We start from the raw sequence: 20514 nt of genomic DNA, 5'->3' as shown, positions 1-20514 counted from the left end.
ATGGCCGTATTAAATTCTGCATCAATCGGGAATTTTAATATGGATGAAGAAACAGATGGCATTCCGCAGAACAGGCCTGCCGCCCGCGATATCGATGCAATCGACCGAAAAATATTAGGCGTCCTGGTCGACGACGCGACGATCAGCTATGCCGAGCTCGGCGACCGCGTCGGCCTTTCGCCGCCGGCAGTCCATGAACGCGTCAAACGCCTGCGGCGGAGTGGCGCCATCCGCAACACCGCGGCCATCATCGATCCCAAGGCGGTACACAAGCCGCTGCTCGCCTTCGTCCATATCGATACCAAGGGGTGGGGAAAGACGCCGGAGCTGATGGCGATTTCCGAACATCCCGAAGTCGAGGAGATCCATTCGGTGGCCGGCGACACATGCATGCTGATCAAGGTCCGCACCGAGGATACGCGGGCGCTCGAAGGCCTGCTGTCGCGCCTCTACGAAACACCCGGCGTCACCTCGACGCGAAGTTACGTGGTGCTATCGACCTATCTGGAGCGGCCAGTGCAGCCGGGGATTACGACGGAGTGGCCGACGCCCCGGCACATGGCCAAGCCGCTCTATTAACTCAAACGATCCTCACGCGTATCCAAAGTCGAACCGGGAACGTCCTAGAGACTGCATCCTGTGGTTATCCATCGGGCCGTTTCGTTTTCGCCGGTTCTTGGGTCTCACGGGACGCCTGTGCGCAACCGGAGATATGCGATGAGAAAATTGATCGTGGGCAGCTTCATTTCGCTGGACGGCGTCATCGAAGCGCCAATGGAATGGGCCTCGCCCTTCTTCGACGAGGAGATGAAGGAGCACTCCTATGAAAAGGCCGGCGAGGCCGATTTTTTCCTACTCGGCCGCATCACCTATGAAATGTTTTCGGCGCGCTGGCCGCAGGTCAAAGGCAGCAAGTACATGGACCGCATGAACGGACTGAAGAAGCTCGTTGCGTCGCGCAGCCTCAAGGAGGTGAGCTGGAACGCATCGCTGATCGAAGGCGACGTCGCTGCCGAAATTGCCAGGATCAAGCAACAGGCCGGCGGCAACATACTGAAGTATGGAGTGAGCAATCTCGACCAGACGCTGCTCGCCAACAGGCTTGTCGACGAGTATCAACTCTCGATCGTGCCGACCCGCGTCGGGCATGGCAAACGCGCTTTCCAGGATGTCGACCCATCCCTGGTCAAGCTGGAGCTTATAGATACGCACCGTTTCAAGAACGGCGTCATTACGCTGACCTATGTCCCGCTGTGATCCGCCGCCGAATTGAATGCCCATGAAGATGCAGCCAAGACTTGACCCGACCGGGCTTTTCGACGTCCGCTACGCCGGCTTCCTGGAGACAGTCGCGCATTTGCGTGGGCGGCTGCACCGCTACTGTGCACGCATGACCGGTTCGACGCTCGACGCCGAAGACGTGATGCAAGAGGCGCTGTTCGAGGCCTATCGGAAGATCGAGAAGCTGGACGATGCGAGTGCTCTTCGCCCCTGGCTGTTTCGCATTGCACATAATCGCTGCATCGATTTCCTGCGAAGCCGGCAGGTGCGTCAGCATGCGGAGGCCAATTTCGTCGAAGACGAGATCATCCTGCCGGTCGAGCCGGTGGGCAACGGCGCGGATCGCGCGATCGAACGGCTGGTTATCCACCTGCCGCCCAAGGAACGCGCCTGCGTCCTGCTCAAGGATGTCTTCGACTATTCGCTGGAAGAGATCGCCGATCTCGTCGGCTCGACCGTGGGTGGCGTCAAGGCCGCGTTGAGCCGTGGCCGCTCCAAATTGGCCGCCTTGTCAGGCGAGCCAATCGTCCGTTCGGAGCCCCAGCGCGATCCGGAACTTCTGGAATTGCTCAGCCGCTATGTCGAACTGTTCAATCGCCGCGACTGGGACGGGGTACGGGCGCTGACCAGCGCGGATGCCCAATTGCAAGTCGCGGATTGCTTCAAGGGAAGGCTATCGGAATCACCTTACTTCGTTGAATACGAAAGAGCCTCGACGACCTGGAAAATGGCGATTGGCATAATCGATAGCGAGGCGGTGCTGCTCGTGCTTCACCATGGCGAAGACGGTTGGAAGCCGGCCCATCCGGTTCGGATCGAAGCCGCTGGCGGGATCATAAATCGCGTCACCGATTACTATGCCTGCCCCTGGATCATGCCGGCCGCTGGTGCGGTGGTCGTTTCCGGGCCGGCCTAACCGGCAGCAGGACCTGCAAGTGTCCGGCATCGACCTCAATGAAATGGGATCGATGCCGGACGGGGCATAGGCGCTTACTGAAGTTTCGCCTGCAAGGCGTTGACGTCATCCGTCGTCATTTCGCCGTCGGTCGTCACCTTGCCGTCGACGATCTTCCAGAGCCGGAACGGGCCGGTGATGTCGCCATACTTATCGAAGGCGACCGGACCGATGACGCCTTCGTAGCGGATCGGCTTGCCCTCCTTGATCAGGCCGAGCGCCTTGGCGAACTCGTCCTTGCCGGCATAGATCGGCGTGCCGGCCGGGTCGACCGCCTTGTACATCGCGTCCTTGATCTTGGCCGGATCCTCAGAGCCGGCAATGGCGATGGCCAAGCCGACGATGGCGCCGGCATCATAGGATCGATCGGCCGCCGGGTTCGAGGGTTCGATGCCCGAAAATTCCTTGTAGTTTTTGGTGAAATACTCGGTCGATGCGGTCGGGCTGGTGCCGGAGGAAGTGCCGTACGCATCCTTCAGGTAATCCGCGCCAACGGATTCGATGAAGTCCGGGCTGTTCATGCCGTCATTGAGCAGGAACTTCTGGACACCGCCCTGCGAAATCCAGGTGCGGGCGATGGTCGCGCCGTCGACAGGCGTGCTGACGAGATAAAGCCCGTCCGGTTCGCCGGCCATCGCCGCGGTCACTTCCGAGGCATAGCTCGACTGCTTTTCATTGTAGGGCGTGTCGGAGACGATGGTGCCGCCGAGCGCCTTATAGGCGCGTGAGAATTCCGCCACCATGTTAACGCCGAAGTCGTTGTTGACGTGGATGACCGACAGCTTCTTGAAACCCTTGTCGATGGCGTATTTGGCGGCAGCGACACCCTGCAGCGCATCAGATGTGATGGTGCGGAAGAAGATGCCGTTGGTCTTGCCGTCGCGCCCAAGCGCCGTCAGCGTCGGCGACGAGGAAGCAGGCGACACCTGGACGATCTTGGCCGGAGCGGTGACCGAGGTCAGGATCGGGATCGACACCGAGGAAATGATGCCGCCGATGATCACCGGCACCTTCTTGACCTGCACGAGTTGTGTCGCGGCATCGACCGCGATGTTGCCTTGGCTCTGGCTGTCGCGGGTGTCGGTTGCTAGGTCGCAGCCGCGCACGCCGCCCGCCTCGTTGATATCGCGGAAGGCCATTTCGACCGATTTTGCGCCGGCCTGGCCGTATTCGCCGGCGGGACCGGTCAGTTCCATGACGAGGCCGACCGTGATCTTGCAATCCGCGGCCTGCGCTGCACCGGCCGCTGTCACCAGAGCCAGCGCAGTGGTGATCTGAAGTATGGTCTTTTTCATTGTTGTTCCCCTTTCGTTACACGACTCTCATTGACGCCTTGAGCCTGTTCAGTCTTCCGGCATCTGCAGCCAGGTTTCATGCAGATGTCGCCATTCGACGCCGTTGGGCGCCGATGAGCTGGTGGTGAAGACCGCACTCGAGCGGCGGCGGCTGTGCTTGCCCCCGCGCTGCTGTGCTTCGATGTAACAGACGACGATCGTGTCGTCTGACTGCCAGCCGGCCCGGATATCCTCGATCGAGATACTGAAATCGCCATCAGAGGTGGCGCGGCTTGCCCTGACATGGTCGAGCACCGCGTCACGATCGAGGACCTGACCGTCCGGCGCAACCATGCAGAAGCCTTCGCCCATGACGCGTTCGAAGCGGCTGAAATCTGCATTGTCCGCACTCGCCGCATTGAACCAGTCGACGAAGAAGCGGTGGAGATCGACCACTTCGGCACTGGCGCGGGAAAGCAAGGAGGGCTTCTCGTCCATGGCCGCGCTCATTTCCTGCCTGCATTCAAATTGTAATGCATGATCGAGCCGTGGCGGCCGTGACGGTCGCGTTCCAATGTGTAGACGTCGCCCAGCGGCCCACGGCTTTGCGCGATCACGGCAGCGATCCTCGCCCGGTCGTCGGCATCGAGCGCGATGTCCATGATTCTGGCATTGGCAAGGGCGTGCGCCTGGTTGCGGGCGCCGACGATGACGGCCGCCACTTGCGGCTGCTCCAGCACCCAGGCGCTGGCGATGGTGGCGATGTCGACGCCGTGGTGGTCGGCGACGGCCTTCAGTGTGTGAAGCAACTCCTGGAAAAGCTCCCAATCGCCAAAGTCGTCGATGATCAGCTTGTATTTGACCAGCGACCGGTTTTCGAGTGGCGTTTGTGGCTCGGCAACGCCTAGCCATTTTTCGCTGAGGAAGCCGCCCGCCACCGAACCGTAGCAGAGGAAACTGACGCCGTGCTGGCTGGCGAGCGCCGCAAGGCTGTTGGCCGGCCGCTGGTCGAGTACCGAGTATTGCAGCTGTTGGCTGACCAGCGGCACGCCGGCGGCCAGGATCTCGGCCAGCCGCGGCGTGTCGAAATTTGTGGTGCCGATGTTGCGCACCTTGCCTCGGAGACGCAGGTCGTTGAGCCAGCCCATCGCATCGACGTAGCCCGGCAGCGCATAGTCCCACCAATGGAACTGAACGAGATCGAGCCGCTCGGTCTTCAGCCGCCGCAGCGACTGGTCGACGATGCTGCTGATGTAGTCGCGGCTGATGCTGGAAAGCCTTTCGAGGTCAGGCACCAGCTTGGTGTGCACCTTCATCTTGGCGGCGGCGTCGAGGCCGCGCTCATTGGCAAGCCGCAGGCGCGCGGCACCGATCAGTTCCTCGACGCCGGTATAGATGTCGGCACAGTCATAGGTCCCGATGCCGGCGTCGAACGTGGCGATCAGGTCGGTTACCGCCTGTTGGCGGTCGATCGCGCCGTGCCCGCCGGCAAGCTGCCAGCCGCCACGAATGACGCGCGAGATCGTGTAGCCGGGGCTGAGCTCGAACGCCTTGGCGGTCATCTCTGGTCAGTCTCCTTGGGCAGCGGCACAGCCGTGGTTTCTGAATGACTGAACCACCGCTTGCCGGTCCTGACGATCCTGAGCCGGCTGGCGCAATTGGGATCTGGACAGGCGATCTCGGCATCCGAAGTCATCCAGTCGTTCCTGTGGGTCGGGCGTTGCTTTGCGGCCAGAAGCGGCAACACTGCCGCAATGGAATAGATCGAGAAGCCCTGCCCCGTCGGCATCGACAGCATCTCGCCCTTCAACTCGAAATAGTCGCCGGCCTTGGCACCGCAATAGATCGGCTTGCCCTCGGGGACGACCGCCTCGACGCGAAGGTCGAAGAGTTCGAAACTGTCGTCGGCCATTCAGATCTCCACCCGGGTGAAGGTGATGTCACAGGCGCCGTTGCGGCGGATCGCGCCACAGGCGGCAGCGAATTGATCGCGCTCTTCGGGACGCACCTGCGCGACGACGCTTCCGGCAAGCCAGCCGATCGGGAACAGCAAGCGCGCGCCCGGTCCATAAAACAAGCCGATGTCGAAGATGGCATTCGGGTTGCCGCCCCACATGCGCGGCGGCACGTAGGACAACACGATGTCACCCGGCTGCGGCGTTAGCGTTGCGTTCTCCGCCGGCAAGGGCCTGGCATAGGTTTGGCCCTCAAGTTCGGCTGATGGAACCGGGCAGGAGATTTCCGGCCCGGTCCACATCGCATGGATGCCGGCAACGACGCGCGGCTGCTCGAGATAGGCCAGCAGGAAGGCGGCGTTGTCGGGCGCCTTTTCAGGCAACAGCAGCGCGGTCACGGAAAGCTTCGAGCGTGGCTCGGTGATCCTGATGCCAGGCGTCGTCATGCCCTCAATCCTTCTTTGCTTGCGGATTGGAGCTTGTCGCGCAGGAAGGCGAAGGGCCGGCTGATGTCCGCCACCAGCGCCTCGCGCGCTGCCTGGGCATCCTGCCTGGAAAGCGCTGCGACGATACTACGATGGTAGTGGGCGGTATCGACTTCACCGGCATCGGAAAATGCGTAAATGGCCACGCGAATGCACGGCCCGGATTGCAGCCACAGGCTCTCGATCATCGGGATCAGCACGGCGGAGCCACAGCATCGGTAGATCTCGAAGTGGAAGCTCTGGTTGAGCGTCGCCTCGCGGTCGATATCCTTCTTGTGCTTCAGCGCCCGCATCTCGTCCCATTGGCCCAGCATGGCTTCGACCGTGGCTATCTGGCGCGAATTCATGCGTGTAGCGGCAAGTGCTATCGCTTCGCCCTCTATGAGGGAGCGGGCGCGCAAGAGGTCGTCGATACGCTCCAGCGTGATCGGCGGCACGCGCACCGAGCGGTTGGGAAGCGCCTCCAGCGCCTTCTCGGTGATCAACCGCCCGAGCGCCTCACGCACCGGCATGGTACTGGTGATCAGCGCGTCGGCGAGGCCACGGATGGTCAGCACCTGACTCGGCTCAAAAAGGCCGCCGATCAAGGCACGGCGCAGCTCCGAATAGACGCGATCCTGCACGGTTTCGCGGCCGACCGGCGTAAGCTGGGCTGCGATCGTTTCGTTATTCCGTTCGATGGCGGCCTTCTGCATGGCGTTCCCGGTGGCCATTCGGCCCGTTTTCGGCTTGCGGAAGAAATTAAAGCCGAATAGCGTGATCAAAGCAAGTGTGATCACAAATCATAGGCGGCGAAGATCGCTTTCGGCCAGAGGGATTGATGGGCGACACGACAGAACGGCAGGAGGAGATCCGCACGCCGGTTCTGACGGCCAGGAACGTCGTCAGACGCTTCGGCGGCCTTGTCGCGGTCAACAATGTCTCGTTTGACGTCCAGCCAGGCGAAATACTCGGCCTTATCGGCCCGAACGGCGCCGGCAAGACGACGATGTTCGACCTCCTGGCCGGCAGCATCCTGCCGACCAGCGGCGAAATCCTTCTCAACGGCGTATCGGTGTCGGGGGAAGCTGCCCATCGCCGCATCGGCCGCGGCCTTGGCCGCACGTTCCAGATCCCCCGGCCCTTGCCCAATCTGACACTGATCGAAAACGTCATGCTGGCCGCGCAGGGGCAGGCCGGAGAAAGACTGCTCGCCAATTTCCTGACGCCGCGGCGGGTCGCCACCGAAGAGCGGGCGGCCGAGACGAGAGCCATCGAATTGCTTGAGCTCGTCACGCTCGCCCGCCTGGCGCACGAGCCGGCGCGCGTGCTTTCGGGCGGCCAGCGCAAGCTGCTCGAACTGGCCCGCGTCATGATGGCCGATCCGGCAATCATCCTGCTCGACGAACCTGCGGCCGGCGTCAATGCGACGCTTCTTGAAGTCATCATCGACCGCATCCGCGATATCAACAGAAGCGGCATCACCTTCCTGCTGATCGAGCACAATATCGACATGGTGACGCGGCTCTGCCACCGGGTGCTGGTCATGGCAAGCGGCCAGCTGCTGTGCGAGGGCACTCCGGACGAGGTTGCGCGCGACCCGCGCGTCATCGAGGCCTATCTCGGAGGCGCTGCATGAGCCAAACGGTACTCGACGTCCGCGGTCTCGAAGCCGGCTATGAGCCCGGCGTGCCGATCGTGCGCGGCGCTTCGATCACCGTCGACCAGGGCGAGATCGTCGTCGTTCTCGGTCCCAACGGCGCCGGCAAGTCGAGCCTTATCAAGGCCATCGCCGGCCTTGTCCCGATCACCGGCGGCACCGTGCTGCTGGACGGCAAGGACATCACGGCGGCGCCCGCCCACACCATGGTCCGCCTTGGCCTTGCGTTCGTGCCGCAGACCGAAAACATCTTCCCGCTGATGTCGGTCGAGGACAATTTGAAGGTCGCCTGCGGCATCCTGAGGCCGCGCGAGATCCCTGCCCGCATCGAGGAAATGTATGCGGCCTTTCCCGATCTCGCCCGTCAGCGCAGAACGGCCGCGGGCAATCTCTCGGGCGGACAGCGGCAGATGCTGGCCGTCGCCCGGGCGTTGATCGTCCATCCCACGGTGCTGGTGCTCGACGAACCGTCGGCCGGCCTGTCACCGAAATTCGTGGCGATGGTGTTCGAGATGCTGGCCGGTATCCGCAAATCCGGCGTCACCATTCTGCTGGTCGAACAGAACGCCAAGGCAGCGCTTGCGATCGGCGATCGCGCCTACGTGCTGGTCGAGGGCAAGGACCGGCACCAGGGCATCGCCTCCGAGCTCTGGAACGATCCTGTCGTCGCCGAGCTCTATCTTGGCCAGCGCCGCCCCGACCTTGGAAAAGGAGGCGCGGCATGAACCTGCAATTCGTCGCCGACGGGCTGCTGGCAGGCTCGATGATCGGCCTCGGCGCCATCGGCGTGACGCTCACCTATTCAATCCTGCGCTTCTCGAACTTCGCCCATGGCGACTTCATGGCCTGGGGCGCCTATGCGACGCTCGCCGTGGTTGGCGCTATCGGCGCGATGTTCGGCAAGATCGCGCCGATCGCACCCCTCTCCTTCGGCTGGCCGCTGATCGTCGCGCTCATCATCGGCATGGCGGCCACCGGCCTGCTGGCGCTGGCGCTCGACATGGTGCTGTTCGCGCGGCTGCGCGCCAAGGGCCAGGCGATCATCGTGGTGATGGCGAGCTTCGGCGCCTCGATGGCGCTGAGAAGCCTGCTCGAATTCATCTTCACCTCGCGTCCGACCTATTTCAGCCGGGCGATCCAGATCGCCATGCCGATAGGCTTCGGCATTCGCATCACCCCGGACCAAATCGCGCTGCTGCTGCTGACCGCCGTTCTGGTGCTCGGCGTACATCTTTTGATGACGCGTACCCAGACCGGCCGCTCGATGCAGGCGTTGAGCCAGAACGCGGCACTTGCCCGCATTGTCGGTATCGACGTCGCCAAAGTCGTGCGCGTCACCTGGATCATCGGCGGGGGGCTGGCCTGTGTCGCCGGCGTCATGATCGGCATTCTCATTCAGATCCGCCCGTTCATGGGTTTCGAGATGCTGCTGCCGATGTTCGCGGCCGCCATCCTCGGCGGCATCGGCAGTGTGCCCGGCGCCGTTCTCGGCGGCTTGATCATCGGTTTGGCCGAAGCCGGCGCGGTGCAATTGATCGGCGCCGAATGGCGGGCGGCCATCTCCTTCATCATCCTGATGGCGGTGCTGTTCGTGCGGCCCATCGGCCTTTTCGGAGTGGGGGAACGCTGATGGATCTGCTCGGCTACGGCGCTTTCTTCCTGACCACCGCGCTGATTTTTTCGCTCGTCACGCTCGGGCTCAATTTGCAATGGGGGCTGACCGGGCTTTTCAATGTCGGGGTCGCCGGCTTCGTTGCCATCGGCGCCTACACCTCGGCACTGCTGACCACGCCCGACGATGCCGCGCGACTCGGCGGCTTCGATCTGCCGATCCTTGTCGGCTGGCTCGGCGCCATGCTGGTGGGCGGTGTCGCCGCCGCCATCACCGGCATCGCGACGCTGCGCCTGAGATCGGACTATCTGGCGATCACCACCTTTGGCGTCGCCGTCGTCGTGCAATTGGTGGCTCTCAATGCCCAGACGCTGACCGGCGGCCCGTTCGGCATCGGCTTCATTCCGCGTCCGTTCGGCGGCCTTGCCGAAACCCCATTGCTGTTCAACCTGTCGAATCTTGCCGTCGTCTCGGTGGTGACGCTAATCGTCTATCTCGCGCTGCAGCATCTGTCGCGCAGCCCGTGGGGGCGCGTGTTGAAGGCGCTGCGCGAGGATGAGCGGGCCGCGATATCGCTGGGAAAAAGCGCGCGTTTCTACCGCGTCCAGGCCTTTGCCGTCGGCGGCGCCTTCATGGCGCTGGCCGGTGCGCTGCAGGCGCATTTCACCGGCTTCATCGCCCCGGACAATTATTTGCCGGCGCTGACTTTCCAGGTCTGGGTGATGCTGATCGTCGGTGGCTCGGGCAGCAACATCGGCGCCGTCATCGGCAGTATCCTGGTCTGGGCGATCTGGGCCGGATCAGGAGCCTTGACGAGTGTGTTGTTCTCGCCCGAACAGCAGGCCCGCGCCGCCTCGCTGCAGATCGTCGCCATCGGCGTGATGCTGTGCGTCATCCTTCTGGTCAGGCCGAACGGCCTGTTCGGCGACAGGCCGCGACGCGCAAGCTTCGGCAAGGGCGCGAAAGCGGCTCCGGACGAGAGCGCTGCACGGTCATGAGCAACGTTGCCATGCCACGCGGCCTGTCGCTATGGCATGCGGTCGGCCGCAACCGCCGCGACCGGCCCGCTCTCGAAGGTGCACTCGATGTCGATCTGGCGATTGTCGGCGGCGGATTTTCGGGCCTTTCAACCGCGCTGCACACCGCCGAAAAAGGCATCTCGGTTGCCGTCCTCGAGGCGGAAATCATCGCCTGGGGCGCGACCGGCAGGAACGCCGGCTTCATCGTGCCGAATTTTGCCAAGCGGGACCCGGACGATATCATTGCCCAGCTCGGACCGGAACGCGGCGAACGCCTTGTCGATTTCGCCGCCGGCGGCGCCGACCTCGTCTTCGACCTGATCAGGCGGCACGGCATCGAATGCGATGCCGTCCAGAGCGGCTGGATACAACCCGCCCATTCGCAGACCGCTTTGGAAAAGACCAGATCGCGCGCCGAACAATGGGCACGACGCGGAAGACCGACTGATGCGCTGGGCAGGCAGGCGGTCGAGGAGTTGACCGGCGTTCGCGGCTATCTCGGCGGCTGGATGGACAGGTCGGGCGGTATCCTCAATCCGGTCGAATATGCGCGCGGGCTCGCCGACGCGGCGGAAAAGGCCGGTGCGCGCATCTTCGAACATACACGGGTTAAATCGATCGACCGGACAGGGGGTGGCTGGGCTCTGAAGACGGCCGCCGGTTCGGTCCGTGCCGAAAAAGTGCTGGTCGCCACCAACGCCTATGGCGGACAGCTCGAGCGCACGCTCCAGCGAACCTACTTCCCACTGAAGATCTTCCAGATCGCGACGGCGCCGCTGCCGCGCGAATACCGCACCCGGTTGCTTCCGGGCGGGCAAAGCGTCGGCGACACCAGGCGCAATCTTTTCACCTTCCGCTTCGATGGCGAAAACAGGCTGATAACCGGCGGCATGCATGTTTTTGGCCCCGGTGCCGACACGCGGGTGCCGCGGGCGATCTGGCGACGGCTTGCCAGGCATCTCGATCTCCCGGGAATGCCGCCGATCGACTACAGCTGGTCGGGCATGGCTGCAGTCGAGCCCGACTTCCTGCCGCACCTCGTCGATCTCGGCCCCGGCCTGGTTGCGGGCTTTGCCTGCAATGGGCGCGGCATCGCCATGACGACTGCCATGGGCAAGGTGCTTGCCGACTGGGCTGATGGAACAAAGCCTCAGGATTTGCCGCTGCCGTTTGGACCGTCGTCGCCGATCCCGTTCCACAGCCTGATGCGGCATGCACCAAACATGGTGCTCCCCTGGAGCATGCTGCGCGACCGGCTGGATGGCTGATCGACGTGCGTGTCCGTCCGTCGTCCTGATACCCGAACTGCTAGACTCGCCCACATCATGTTGTTAACGACAGCGGATGAAGCAGAACTATCTTTATCTCATCATCGGCGCTTTGGTCGTCGCCGTCATTGCCTTGGGCATTTACGTCTATCGCGAGGAGACTAAGCCGAAAGGCGTGGAACTTCGTATCGACGATTCCGGCATCTCAGTTCAGGAAAAATAGATCGCGTATTCGTGTTGCCCGACTTGCGCGTTAGACGCCGGCTTGCACCGTTTCAGCCAAGCTCCAACGTCGTTATCGCAAAAACCCCGGACTGCATGAGCTGCGGCGCCCTTCCCTTGTACATCCGAGCTGTCTCGAAGCCGGGTTGAAGGCCGGCGGACGACAGCAAATCTGCAAATTGCCCGCTGGTCTCGGGCACGTCGAGATGGACGTTTCCGGGACCGGACATGTACGCGAGTGCGGCGAAGAGACGGCTCGCTGCATCCAGGCTGTCGGCAAAGAGCGGGCCGATCTTGCAGCCGTCCCGGCATTGGCGCGCGACGCCATATCCTGCAATGGCGCCGTGCTTGACGATCGCATGGGCCATATGCGGCGGGCGCAGCCAGTGCTCCAGGAAGGATCGCCTCGGGCCGGGAAAGAAGCGGCGGTCATAGTCCAGTATGTCCGGCACGAGTTCCGGCCCTACGGCGCGAATGTCGCTGCCGGCGGCTGCCGGGGCATTCGACGACCCCATGAGCCGTATCGTCCGGTAGGCCGGCGCAAAACCCATGCTGCGGTAGTTGGCCTGTTGTTCGACGACGCCGTCGAGGCCGATCGTGCGGTTGTCGAGCCGCGCCATGCCGGCATCCCAAACGGCCTTACCATGGCCTTGGCCACGCCTGTCCGGCCGGCAGATATACAGGCCGATGAAGCCGAATTCCTCGCCACAGGCAACGGCTGAAATGCCGGCCGCCATCTCGCCGTCGACAAAGGCGCCGATGAAGCCCTGCGGGTCGGCTGCCTGGAACAGCGCGGCGTCGCTGAGGCCGGGATTCCAGCCTTCCGCCGCCGCCCAATCGACAAGGGTTTGCACTTCTTCAAGTGCGAGCGTTCGGATCGTTCGGGGCATTGCGATCACTCGGCGGCATCAGGCGCGAAGGACTTCAACGCACCATGATAGGGCTTTGCCAGAGGGCTTGCATAGGCGCCGCGCTTGGATGTCGTCAGGCCAAGCGCGATCAATGCCTCGGCCTGCTTGACCGCAGCGCCGACGCCGTCGATGACTGGAAGCCCGAATTCCCGCTGCAGCGCCACCGCCAGATCGGCCATGCCGGCACAGCCGAGCACGATGGCCTCGGCGCGATCCTCGTCAATAGCGCGCGCAATCTCGTTGCGCAGCTTCAGGAGCGCGTCGGACGCCGGATCTTCGAGGGCAAGAACCGGGATGTCGGCAGCACGCACGCGCGCGCGCCCCGCCATGCCGTAGCGCTGCACCAACCCTTCGACCGGCACGCGCGAGCGTCCGGTCGTGGTGACAACGGTAAAGCGCTGGGCGATGAACGAGGCCGTGCTGAGCGATGCCTCGCAGATGCCGATGACCGGAATATTGGCCATGGCGCGCGCGGCATCGAGGCCGGTATCGTCGAAACAGGCGATGATCGCGGCTTGCGCGCCCGAGCGTTCGCCGGCGGCGATCTCGACCAGCAGGCCGGGCACGGCAAGTGCTTCATCGTAATAGCCTTCGATCGATACAGGTCCCATCGACGAGGTGACGGCAACGATCGTGGTCGTTGCGCCGGCGACCGATCGCGCGGCGGCCGCGATGGTCTCGGTCATGCTGGCGGTGGTGTTTGGATTGACGACGAGGATCTTCACTGTCAGGCACGCTCGCGGCGGCGGCCGACATAGACGATCGCGCCGAGCGTCAGCAGGATCACCAGGAAGGAAAACACGGTTGTCACTGTGCCCAGCGCATAGAGCACCGGCGTCGTCACATTCGTCGTCATGCCGTAGATTTCGAGCGGCAGCGTGTTGAAGGTTCCCGAGGTCATCAGCGTGCGGGCGAACTCGTCATACGACAGAGTGAAGCCGAACAGGCCGACACCGATCAGGCTGGGAGCGATCATCGGCAGCACGACATGGGCGAAGGTCTGCCACGACGACGCTCCGAGGTCGCGCGCGGCCTCTTCATAGGCCGGCGAGAACCGGTTGAAGACGGCAAACATGATCAGCACGCCGAAAGGCAAGGTCCAGGTCAGATGGGCGCCGAAAGCAGAGGTGTACCAAGCGGGGCGGAAGCCGATCTGCTGAAAGACGACGCCGATGCCAAGGCTGATAATGATCGACGGCACGACGAGGCTGGCGACGGCCAGATAGAACAAGGCAGTTGCGCCGCGAAATTTCTGCCGGAAGGCAAGGCCGGCAAGCAGCGACACGACAACAGTCATCACCATCACCATCAGGCCAAGGACGAGCGAGCGTTTGAAACTGCCGCCGAAATCGCCGACTGCCTGGCGCTCGAACAGATTGGCGAACCAGTGCAGCGAAACGCCGTTCAACGGAAATGTCAGGCCGCCATTCTCGCCTTGGAAGGACAGTATCAGGATCGCCGAAAGCGGGCCGTAGAGGAACAGCACGAAAACCGCGAAGAAGGCCGCCAGCACATAGAATTCGAAGCTGCGCTTGTCGTGGCTCATCGCCTCACAGCTCCTTGCGAATGTCGACGATGCGCAGGATGCCCGCGACCATCAGAAGCACCAGCACCAGCAGCACGACCGCGTTGGCGGCGGCTGCCGGATATTGCAGCAGCGACATCTGGTTCTTCATCATCAACGCGACGGAAGCGCTCTGCCCGCCGGACATCACCTGCACCGTCGAAAAGTCGGCCATCACCAGCGTCACGACGAAGATGGTGCCGATCGCCATGCCGGGCTTGGCAAGCGGGATGACGACGTTCCACAGGATCTGCCAGCCGGAAGCGCCGGCGTCGCGCGCGGCCTCGATCAGCGACTTGTCGATGCGCATCAGCGTGTTGAAGATCGGCGTCACCATGAACAGCGTGTAGAGATGCACCATGGCCAGCACGACGGCGAATTCGGAATAGAGCAGCCATTCGATCGGTTTAGGGATCAGCCCCATCTGCACCAGCGTCGAGTTGACCAGGCCATTGCGGCCAAGCACTGGAATCCACGAGATCATGCGGATGATGTTGGAGGTCAGGAACGGCACGGTGCAGACGAGGAACAGCACCATCTGCATGGCCGTGGTCCGGATATGGAAGGCGAGGAAATTGGCAACCCAGAAACCGATGAACAGCGTCAGCGCCCAGACGATGGCGGCGTATTTCAGCGTGTTCAGATAGGTTTTCCAGGTGACCCAGGAGCCGAGCGTGTCGGCGTAGTTGGTGGTCAGGAAATCCGGATACATCGCCGCGAAATCGTAGTCCCAGAATGAGACCACGGCGATCATCAGGATCGGCAGCAGGAGGAACGCACCGAGGATCAGCGCCAGCGGTGCCGCCTGGAGATAGGGTGCGACGCCGGCAAAGGAGCACCTAGGTCTGGCCGGCTTCGCAGACGTAACGTGCGTGGATTGTTCGAGCGCTACTGCCATCTATCTCTCGGTCCAAGTCGGCGATGCGACTGAGGGGTGTTCCCTTCTCCCCGTGTGGGAGAAGGTGGCCGAGCGAAGCTCGGTCGGATGAGGGGTGTTCCAGCTTGGCACCAACAGTGCTCCGTCCAGCACCCCTCAACCGTCTTGGCGCTGCGCGCCAATCCACCTTCTCCCACAAGGGGAGAAGGCAGAGGGCATCAAGCGGCGATGAACTCATTCCAGCGCTTTACCATATAGCGGTCCTCGTCCATGACCGAGTTCCAGCAGGCGACCTTGCCCATGCGCTCTTCGAACGAGCCGCCGTCACGCACGGCGCCTGCCTTTTCCATGACCTTGCCGTCCGGCGACAGGATTTCGCCCTTTGCCGGCTTGCCTTCGATCCAGTAGCCCCATTCGTCCTCGGACATGAACTTCTTGGCCGACACCATGTTGGCCGAGTAGTAGCCCTGGCGATTGAGGTAGCCGCCCACCCAGCCGGACGTGTACCAGTTGATGTATTCATAGGCGGCATCGAGTTCGGCGCCGGAGAGATGGGCTGCCAGGCCAAGCCCGCCACCCCAGGACCGGTAGCCTTCCTTGAGCGGCTGGAACCGGCACGCGATGCCCTTGGAGCGGACCGCGGCCACCGCCGGCGACCACATTGACTGGATTACCACTTCGCCTGAAGCCATCAGGTTGACGCTTTCGTCGAAGGACTTCCAGAAGGCACGGAACTGGCCGTCCTGCTTGGCCTTGATGAGGAAATCGATCGTCTTGTCGATCTCCTCCTTGGTCATGTTGCCCTTGTCGGCATATTTGATGTTGCCAGTGGCTTCCATGATCATCGCCGCATCCATGATGCCGATCGACGGGATGTTGAGGATGGCTGTCTTGCCCTTGAAGGCCGGATCCATGATGTCGGCCCAGGTGGTGATGTCACGGCCGACGAGGTCGGGGCGGATGCCGAGCGTATCGGCATTGTAGATCGTCGGCACCATGGTGAACCAATTGGTCGGCGCCTTGGCGAAAACCTTGCTGTCCTGCGCCTCGACGTAACCGACCGTGTGCGGCGCGGTGCCCTGGGCGATGACGCTGTCCGGCGTCAGCTTGCCGGTTTTGAACAGCGGCACGAGCTCGTCGTAGTATTTCAGCTTGGTGACATCCATCGGCTGCAGGACGCCTGTCGGAAACACCTTCTTGCAGATCCAGTATTCGATATCGGCGATGTCGTAGCTGTCGGGCTGCGTTACCGCGCGCTGGGCGGCGGCATCGGAATCGGTTGCCGTCATCTCCAGCGTGATGCCGAGATCCGCCTTGCACTTGTCGGCGATGGCATTGAGGTTGGACACGCCGGTGCCGAACTGGCGCAACGTGATGTTCGATTGCGCCCAGATGGTCGGAAAGCCTGATATGGCGCCGGAACCGGCGGCAAAACCGACGGCGGCGGCGCCTGTCTTGAGCAGCGAGCGACGCGATATTCCAGTCTTCTTGTCTGTGGTGTTGGTCATGTTCAGTTCCCCTGTTTTGGTTGGTTATGCTGGATTTCAGGAATCGAGACGGCCAAGGACGATCGCGTCCTCGGCGTCCCAGGCGATCGGCACTGCGTCGCCGACGGCAACCGGTTTGGCGAAGAAGCTGGTGTCGTTGACGATCACCGTGAAATCCTCGATGCCGGCGCCGTTGACCGAGAGTTTCACGGTCGAACCGCGGTATTCGACATTTGCGATGATGCCGGTGAACCCGAGCCCTGCGGCCGGCGGGTCGCCGATCCGCACATGGTCGGTGCGAATGGCGATATCGATCGGCTGGCCGATCTCCCTGCCCTGCCCGCTGGCGGCGAGCGTGACACCGCCGGGCACATCGAAAACAACCATGCCGTCACGACTACCGGTGACGCGGCCGGAGATGACATTGTGGTCGCCCATGAAACGAGCGACGAAGGCCGTGGCCGGCCGCTCGAACACCGTGCGAGGGTGCGCCGCCTGCTCGATACGGCCGTCGTTCATGACCACGATCAGGTCGGCCAGCGCCATCGCCTCTTCCTGGCTGTGGGTGACGTGGACGAACGTGATGCCGAGCGACGTCTGCAGCTTCTTCAGTTCGGCCCGCATACGGATCTTCAGGAACGGATCGAGCGCCGAAAGCGGTTCGTCGAGCAACAGCGCCTCGGGATCGGTGATCAGTGCGCGCGCAAGAGCAACGCGCTGCTGCTGGCCGCCCGAAAGCTGCGCCGGACGGCGGCTGGCATATGCCTCCATCTGCATCAGCTTCAGCATGTCGAGTGCCTTGGCGCGGCGCTCCTCCTTGCCGACGCCTTTCATCTTCAGGCTGAACGCGACATTGTCGATCAGGTCGAGATGCGGAAACAGCGCGTAGGATTGGAACATCATGGCAGTGCCGCGCCTGGCCGGCGGCAGGTCGGTGACCACTGTGTTGCCGAGCCGCACATCGCCGCTCGATATGCTCTCGTGCCCGGCGATCATGCGCAGCGTCGAGGTCTTGCCACAGCCGGACGGACCGAGCAGGCAGCAATAGGTTCCCGCAGGGATTTTCAGGCTGATGCCTTCGACGGCAGTCGTCGCGCCATAGACTTTCGAAACGGACACAATGTCGATTTCGGCGGCTTTGGACATCCAGCTTCCCCTTTGGTCGGATTAGCCAAAGCATCATGCGTGCCAGTTGCGCGCCGCCGCACCAACCGACTGAATCCTCGAAGAAATCAGGGCTGCATCGACATGGCTGCCGATATGGCATCCTTGTGCAATGCACAAATTATAGGCGATTGCCGCCGATCCTCGCAAAAATCGCATGCAATCTTTTTCATCCCTGTATTCACTTTGTCTCTCGTCCAAGCGATGCGATTCAGGGTAGAAGGACGCAGGATCACCGCCATGAACATTGCCGACCAGACTTTCCCTGCTATCGAGGCCGCCAACGAGGATCGCGCGCAGGCGATCCGCGACCAGTTGCGCGACGCGATCGTCGATCGCCGGCTGGCGCCCGGAACCAAGCTTTCCGAAGGCGAAGTCGGCACGCTGTTCGATGTCAGCCGCACCGTGGCGCGCGCCGCACTGCAGATGCTCTCCTTCGAGGGATTGGTGCGCACCGAGCGCAATCGCGGCGCCTTCGTCGCCAATCCGTCGCCGGAGGAAGCGCGGCAGGTCTTTGCTTCGCGCCGGCTGATCGAACCCGGCATCGCGATTGCCGCCGCCGGGCGGATGACGCCGGCGCATGTCGCCGCGTTCAAAGCCCAGCTCGACGAAGAAGGCCGTTTCATCGCCGAACGCGGACCGAACGCAAGGCGATCGGAGATCAAGGCGTCGGGGGATTTTCACCTGCTTCTGGCGTCGGTCGCGGGAAACGTCATCCTGCAGCGCTTCATGGAGGAATTGGTCGCTCGTTCATCTCTGGTGATCGCGCTCTATGGCCGCTCGGGTATCTCGAGCTGCGGCCACAACGAGCACACGCAGATCCTCGATGCGCTGGAAAATGGCAATGCCGAACGCGCCAGCGCGCTGATGCTGCACCACATCGACCATATCGAGGCCGACCTCGATCTGCGCGTCAGGAGCGGCCCGGCACTCAGGCAGGCGCTCGAGTTCTGAGATCACGTCAACGCACGATCCTCACGCACATCGGCGTGCCAATGCCGATGGATCGGCCGGTGTCGGTCAGCCGGCCGGTTGCGGCATCACGGGCGAAAATCGAGATGCGGTCGGCATTCTGGTTGGCCGAGAACAGATGGCCGCCCGAGGGCGTCAGTGCCAGATTGCGCGGCGTGGCGCCGCCGCAAGGCGTATAGTCGACAAGGGCAAGCCTGCCGGTTTGCTGGTCGATCGAAAACACCACGATGCTGTCATGGCCGCGGTTGGAGCCGTAGAGGAAGCGGCCGTCGGGCGAGATCTGGATATCGGCGCAGTGATTGCCGTCGCGTGCCTCGGGCGGCACGGCCGGCTTGCTGTCGACCACTGTAAGCTTGCCTGATGCTTCGTCCAGCGCCAGCGAGACGACCGTCGAATCCAGCTCGTTCATGACGAACACGAAGCGGCCGCCCGGATGCAGCGCGAGATGGCGCGGACCAGCACCCGGCGCAAGCGCCGACTCGGCCAGTTTGGTCAGGCTGCCGTCTGAGCCGATGCGATAGGACACCAGCCGGTCGATGCCGAGGTCGGCGACGATCGCAACACCGCCGGCAACCGTCTCGGTTACGCTATGGGCATGCGGCCGCTCCTGGCGTGCGAGGTCTGGTCCGGTCCCGCTATGGGCGACGCTCGACAATGGCGCGGTCAGGCCGCCATCGTCGCGCAGCCCGAAGACCACGACCGAGCGGTCGGGGCCGCCATCGCCCATGCCGTAATTGGCAACCAGCAGCTTCGTCCGGTCGCGCGTGATGGTGTTGTGCGCCGTGATGCTGCCCAGCGTCGGCTGCTTGTTGATGTAGGACAGCGTGGCGGCCTGCCTGTCGAAACGGTAGGCCGAGACCACGCCTTCGCGCCAGGTGAACACTTCGGAATTGGCGTAGATGTAGGAGCCATCCGGCGTCACCGACAGGAAGGTCGGATTGTCGATGCCTCCCGTCTCGGCCAGTTTCTTCGTCTCCAGCGTCCCCTCGTCGAAACTATAGACGCCCAGCCCGACACCGCGCGCGCCCTGAAAATATGGGGCGTCGCGGTTGAGGCTGCCGACGAAAACCAGACAGGCATTCTGCATCATTTCCTCCTGTTCCGCCGGCGTTGGCCGCCGCGGATCGCAGCAAAATTTCGCCGAGACTCGCTTGCAACACAACCCCATATGTGAAAATACTATTCACAAAAGAAGATTGACGGGAGGATCGATCATGCATTTCGCTGGTCTGCGGCGCGCCCTGATGGACGATTCCCGCTGCCCGGGGAAGTCGTCATGAGCGGCTTCGCGCCAACCGTTGGCGTGGCATCGACACACCCCGCCAACATGCCGAGGGAACACGCCGACCTTCCCGTCTGGAACGCGGAGAACTGGTTCTACGAAGACTGGCCGGTCGGCCAGAAGATCCGTACGCTGCGCCGGACCATTGCCGAGGGCGACAGCCATCTCTTCAACACGCTGGTGCTCGACATCCATCCATACGTGCAGGACCAGATGTTCGCCGAAACGGAAGGCATCTTCGGCAAGCGGCTGGTCGCCGGCGCTTTCGTGTTCTCGGCCGGGCTCGGGCTCGTCGCCACCAATTGCATCAACGCCTTTTCGTATGGCTACGACAAATTGCGCTTCATCAAGCCGGTGTTCATCGGCGACACGATTTATTCGATCCGCTCCAACCTCGACAAGAAGCCGAAATACAAGGAAATGGGGCTGATCCGCGCCAGCTATGAAGTCTTCAAGGGCGAAGGCGAACTCGTGCTTTATTGCGAGCACCTGCAGACGGTGAAGTACCGCAATCCGGCCGACTTCGCCGGCAAGACGGAGAAATAGG

General features: G+C 62.8%; 24 protein-coding genes. 11 read left to right on the top strand and 13 right to left on the bottom strand.

Going from position 1 to position 20514, the window contains the following annotated elements:
* Positions 1 to 39 precede the first annotated feature (39 nt).
* The 3 genes from NKH91_RS16220 to NKH91_RS16210 all read left to right on the top strand — a co-directional run bounded on the left by NKH91_RS16220 (position 40) and on the right by NKH91_RS16210 (position 2197).
* On the top strand, positions 40 to 579 hold the full coding sequence (locus tag NKH91_RS16220; RefSeq protein WP_352482745.1) for an Lrp/AsnC family transcriptional regulator: 540 nt from the start codon (positions 40 to 42) through the stop codon (positions 577 to 579).
* A gap of 138 nt (positions 580 to 717) precedes the next feature.
* A complete protein-coding gene (locus NKH91_RS16215) occupies positions 718 to 1257 on the top strand; it encodes a dihydrofolate reductase family protein (RefSeq protein ID WP_023716688.1) in 540 nt (179 codons plus the stop codon).
* Positions 1258 to 1279: 22 nt separating this feature from the next.
* The gene (locus tag NKH91_RS16210; protein ID WP_352482747.1) at positions 1280 to 2197 is read left to right on the top strand and encodes a sigma-70 family RNA polymerase sigma factor; all 918 of its coding nucleotides are present in this window, start codon (positions 1280 to 1282) and stop codon (positions 2195 to 2197) included.
* Between the two features lie 74 nt (positions 2198 to 2271).
* Here the strand turns inward: NKH91_RS16210 and NKH91_RS16205 are convergent, their stop codons facing one another.
* Genes NKH91_RS16205 through NKH91_RS16180 form a run of 6 tightly spaced genes read right to left on the bottom strand, consistent with a single transcriptional unit; the run spans position 2272 to position 6645 of the window.
* Entirely contained in the window at positions 2272 to 3531 is a 1260-nt protein-coding gene (locus tag NKH91_RS16205) for an ABC transporter substrate-binding protein (protein ID WP_023716687.1), read from the bottom strand.
* A gap of 48 nt (positions 3532 to 3579) precedes the next feature.
* Positions 3580 to 4008, bottom strand: coding sequence for a DUF4440 domain-containing protein (locus NKH91_RS16200; RefSeq protein WP_023716686.1), 429 nt, complete (start codon positions 4006 to 4008; stop codon positions 3580 to 3582).
* A gap of 8 nt (positions 4009 to 4016) precedes the next feature.
* Complete coding sequence (locus NKH91_RS16195; protein ID WP_352638981.1) at positions 4017 to 5072, bottom strand: aldo/keto reductase; 1056 nt, start codon at positions 5070 to 5072, stop codon at positions 4017 to 4019.
* Entirely contained in the window at positions 5069 to 5422 is a 354-nt protein-coding gene (locus tag NKH91_RS16190) for a TIGR04076 family protein (protein WP_352482752.1), read from the bottom strand. The genes NKH91_RS16195 and NKH91_RS16190 overlap by 4 nt, the downstream gene beginning before the upstream one ends.
* On the bottom strand, positions 5423 to 5911 hold the full coding sequence (locus NKH91_RS16185) for a DUF3830 family protein (protein ID WP_352482754.1): 489 nt from the start codon (positions 5909 to 5911) through the stop codon (positions 5423 to 5425).
* Complete coding sequence (locus NKH91_RS16180; RefSeq protein WP_084642406.1) at positions 5908 to 6645, bottom strand: GntR family transcriptional regulator; 738 nt, start codon at positions 6643 to 6645, stop codon at positions 5908 to 5910. The genes NKH91_RS16185 and NKH91_RS16180 overlap by 4 nt, the downstream gene beginning before the upstream one ends.
* A gap of 125 nt (positions 6646 to 6770) precedes the next feature.
* Between NKH91_RS16180 and NKH91_RS16175 the strand changes: the two genes are divergently transcribed.
* The 6 genes from NKH91_RS16175 to NKH91_RS16150 all read left to right on the top strand — a co-directional run bounded on the left by NKH91_RS16175 (position 6771) and on the right by NKH91_RS16150 (position 11711).
* The gene (locus NKH91_RS16175) at positions 6771 to 7568 is read left to right on the top strand and encodes an ABC transporter ATP-binding protein (protein ID WP_352482755.1); all 798 of its coding nucleotides are present in this window, start codon (positions 6771 to 6773) and stop codon (positions 7566 to 7568) included.
* Positions 7565 to 8314 (top strand): ABC transporter ATP-binding protein, encoded by a 750-nt coding sequence (locus NKH91_RS16170; protein WP_023716680.1) that lies wholly within the window; start codon positions 7565 to 7567, stop codon positions 8312 to 8314. Before NKH91_RS16175 ends, NKH91_RS16170 begins: the two co-directional genes overlap by 4 nt.
* The gene (locus NKH91_RS16165) at positions 8311 to 9219 is read left to right on the top strand and encodes a branched-chain amino acid ABC transporter permease (RefSeq protein ID WP_352482758.1); all 909 of its coding nucleotides are present in this window, start codon (positions 8311 to 8313) and stop codon (positions 9217 to 9219) included. The genes NKH91_RS16170 and NKH91_RS16165 overlap by 4 nt, the downstream gene beginning before the upstream one ends.
* The gene (locus tag NKH91_RS16160) at positions 9216 to 10199 is read left to right on the top strand and encodes a branched-chain amino acid ABC transporter permease (protein WP_352884801.1); all 984 of its coding nucleotides are present in this window, start codon (positions 9216 to 9218) and stop codon (positions 10197 to 10199) included. Before NKH91_RS16165 ends, NKH91_RS16160 begins: the two co-directional genes overlap by 4 nt.
* The gene (locus NKH91_RS16155) at positions 10196 to 11488 is read left to right on the top strand and encodes an NAD(P)/FAD-dependent oxidoreductase (RefSeq protein ID WP_352638979.1); all 1293 of its coding nucleotides are present in this window, start codon (positions 10196 to 10198) and stop codon (positions 11486 to 11488) included. Before NKH91_RS16160 ends, NKH91_RS16155 begins: the two co-directional genes overlap by 4 nt.
* Before the next feature lie 76 nt (positions 11489 to 11564).
* Positions 11565 to 11711: a hypothetical protein gene (locus NKH91_RS16150; RefSeq protein ID WP_023716676.1), complete on the top strand. Its 147-nt coding sequence runs from the start codon at positions 11565 to 11567 to the stop codon at positions 11709 to 11711.
* Positions 11712 to 11763: 52 nt separating this feature from the next.
* Here the strand turns inward: NKH91_RS16150 and NKH91_RS16145 are convergent, their stop codons facing one another.
* The 6 genes from NKH91_RS16145 to NKH91_RS16120 all read right to left on the bottom strand — a co-directional run bounded on the left by NKH91_RS16145 (position 11764) and on the right by NKH91_RS16120 (position 17695).
* The gene (locus NKH91_RS16145) at positions 11764 to 12600 is read right to left on the bottom strand and encodes a GNAT family N-acetyltransferase (protein ID WP_352638978.1); all 837 of its coding nucleotides are present in this window, start codon (positions 12598 to 12600) and stop codon (positions 11764 to 11766) included.
* A gap of 5 nt (positions 12601 to 12605) precedes the next feature.
* Complete coding sequence (locus NKH91_RS16140; RefSeq protein WP_352884719.1) at positions 12606 to 13346, bottom strand: aspartate/glutamate racemase family protein; 741 nt, start codon at positions 13344 to 13346, stop codon at positions 12606 to 12608.
* 2 nt (positions 13347 to 13348) lie between these two features.
* Positions 13349 to 14167: an ABC transporter permease gene (locus tag NKH91_RS16135; protein WP_352638976.1), complete on the bottom strand. Its 819-nt coding sequence runs from the start codon at positions 14165 to 14167 to the stop codon at positions 13349 to 13351.
* 4 nt (positions 14168 to 14171) lie between these two features.
* Complete coding sequence (locus NKH91_RS16130) at positions 14172 to 15083, bottom strand: ABC transporter permease (protein WP_352638974.1); 912 nt, start codon at positions 15081 to 15083, stop codon at positions 14172 to 14174.
* A gap of 197 nt (positions 15084 to 15280) precedes the next feature.
* On the bottom strand, positions 15281 to 16570 hold the full coding sequence (locus tag NKH91_RS16125) for an ABC transporter substrate-binding protein (protein ID WP_352638972.1): 1290 nt from the start codon (positions 16568 to 16570) through the stop codon (positions 15281 to 15283).
* Between the two features lie 36 nt (positions 16571 to 16606).
* Positions 16607 to 17695 carry an ABC transporter ATP-binding protein gene (locus NKH91_RS16120; RefSeq protein ID WP_352493940.1) on the bottom strand — a complete coding sequence of 363 codons (1089 nt, stop codon included), beginning with the start codon at positions 17693 to 17695 and terminating at the stop codon, positions 16607 to 16609.
* Between the two features lie 258 nt (positions 17696 to 17953).
* Here NKH91_RS16120 and NKH91_RS16115 point away from each other — a divergent pair, with 258 nt between their 5' ends.
* Positions 17954 to 18667, top strand: a complete 714-nt coding sequence (locus NKH91_RS16115) for a GntR family transcriptional regulator (protein ID WP_352493939.1) — start codon at positions 17954 to 17956, stop codon at positions 18665 to 18667.
* Between the two features lie 7 nt (positions 18668 to 18674).
* Here NKH91_RS16115 and NKH91_RS16110 read toward each other — a convergent pair whose 3' ends face one another.
* The gene (locus NKH91_RS16110; protein WP_352493938.1) at positions 18675 to 19772 is read right to left on the bottom strand and encodes a lactonase family protein; all 1098 of its coding nucleotides are present in this window, start codon (positions 19770 to 19772) and stop codon (positions 18675 to 18677) included.
* A 189-nt stretch (positions 19773 to 19961) separates the two neighbouring features.
* Between NKH91_RS16110 and NKH91_RS16105 the strand changes: the two genes are divergently transcribed.
* Complete coding sequence (locus NKH91_RS16105; RefSeq protein ID WP_352493937.1) at positions 19962 to 20513, top strand: MaoC family dehydratase; 552 nt, start codon at positions 19962 to 19964, stop codon at positions 20511 to 20513.
* Position 20514: the final 1 nt, after the last annotated feature.

This window comes from Mesorhizobium sp. M0894 (assembly GCF_040319725.1).
In the GTDB taxonomy this organism is placed as follows: Bacteria; Pseudomonadota; Alphaproteobacteria; order Rhizobiales; family Rhizobiaceae; genus Mesorhizobium.
The sequence above is the reverse complement of the archived record's forward strand: the minus strand, read 5'-3'. Positions and strand labels throughout refer to the sequence as shown.

What these genes read in the sequence shown, in the direction of transcription:
- NKH91_RS16125 (WP_352638972.1), bottom strand. Translation starts at nt 16,570, where the DNA reads ATGACCAACACCACAGACAAGAAGACTGGAATATCGCGTCGCTCGCTG.
- NKH91_RS16135 (WP_352638976.1), bottom strand. Translation starts at nt 14,167, where the DNA reads ATGAGCCACGACAAGCGCAGCTTCGAATTCTATGTGCTGGCGGCCTTC.
- NKH91_RS16220 (WP_352482745.1), top strand. Translation starts at nt 40, where the DNA reads ATGGATGAAGAAACAGATGGCATTCCGCAGAACAGGCCTGCCGCCCGC.
- NKH91_RS16115 (WP_352493939.1), top strand. Translation starts at nt 17,954, where the DNA reads ATGAACATTGCCGACCAGACTTTCCCTGCTATCGAGGCCGCCAACGAG.
- NKH91_RS16155 (WP_352638979.1), top strand. Translation starts at nt 10,196, where the DNA reads ATGAGCAACGTTGCCATGCCACGCGGCCTGTCGCTATGGCATGCGGTC.
- NKH91_RS16130 (WP_352638974.1), bottom strand. Translation starts at nt 15,083, where the DNA reads ATGGCAGTAGCGCTCGAACAATCCACGCACGTTACGTCTGCGAAGCCG.
- NKH91_RS16170 (WP_023716680.1), top strand. Translation starts at nt 7,565, where the DNA reads ATGAGCCAAACGGTACTCGACGTCCGCGGTCTCGAAGCCGGCTATGAG.
- NKH91_RS16215 (WP_023716688.1), top strand. Translation starts at nt 718, where the DNA reads ATGAGAAAATTGATCGTGGGCAGCTTCATTTCGCTGGACGGCGTCATC.
- NKH91_RS16150 (WP_023716676.1), top strand. Translation starts at nt 11,565, where the DNA reads ATGAAGCAGAACTATCTTTATCTCATCATCGGCGCTTTGGTCGTCGCC.
- NKH91_RS16175 (WP_352482755.1), top strand. Translation starts at nt 6,771, where the DNA reads ATGGGCGACACGACAGAACGGCAGGAGGAGATCCGCACGCCGGTTCTG.
- NKH91_RS16165 (WP_352482758.1), top strand. Translation starts at nt 8,311, where the DNA reads ATGAACCTGCAATTCGTCGCCGACGGGCTGCTGGCAGGCTCGATGATC.
- NKH91_RS16145 (WP_352638978.1), bottom strand. Translation starts at nt 12,600, where the DNA reads ATGCCCCGAACGATCCGAACGCTCGCACTTGAAGAAGTGCAAACCCTT.
- NKH91_RS16185 (WP_352482754.1), bottom strand. Translation starts at nt 5,911, where the DNA reads ATGACGACGCCTGGCATCAGGATCACCGAGCCACGCTCGAAGCTTTCC.
- NKH91_RS16180 (WP_084642406.1), bottom strand. Translation starts at nt 6,645, where the DNA reads ATGCAGAAGGCCGCCATCGAACGGAATAACGAAACGATCGCAGCCCAG.
- NKH91_RS16120 (WP_352493940.1), bottom strand. Translation starts at nt 17,695, where the DNA reads ATGTCCAAAGCCGCCGAAATCGACATTGTGTCCGTTTCGAAAGTCTAT.
- NKH91_RS16210 (WP_352482747.1), top strand. Translation starts at nt 1,280, where the DNA reads ATGAAGATGCAGCCAAGACTTGACCCGACCGGGCTTTTCGACGTCCGC.
- NKH91_RS16105 (WP_352493937.1), top strand. Translation starts at nt 19,962, where the DNA reads ATGAGCGGCTTCGCGCCAACCGTTGGCGTGGCATCGACACACCCCGCC.
- NKH91_RS16205 (WP_023716687.1), bottom strand. Translation starts at nt 3,531, where the DNA reads ATGAAAAAGACCATACTTCAGATCACCACTGCGCTGGCTCTGGTGACA.
- NKH91_RS16190 (WP_352482752.1), bottom strand. Translation starts at nt 5,422, where the DNA reads ATGGCCGACGACAGTTTCGAACTCTTCGACCTTCGCGTCGAGGCGGTC.
- NKH91_RS16110 (WP_352493938.1), bottom strand. Translation starts at nt 19,772, where the DNA reads ATGCAGAATGCCTGTCTGGTTTTCGTCGGCAGCCTCAACCGCGACGCC.
- NKH91_RS16195 (WP_352638981.1), bottom strand. Translation starts at nt 5,072, where the DNA reads ATGACCGCCAAGGCGTTCGAGCTCAGCCCCGGCTACACGATCTCGCGC.
- NKH91_RS16200 (WP_023716686.1), bottom strand. Translation starts at nt 4,008, where the DNA reads ATGGACGAGAAGCCCTCCTTGCTTTCCCGCGCCAGTGCCGAAGTGGTC.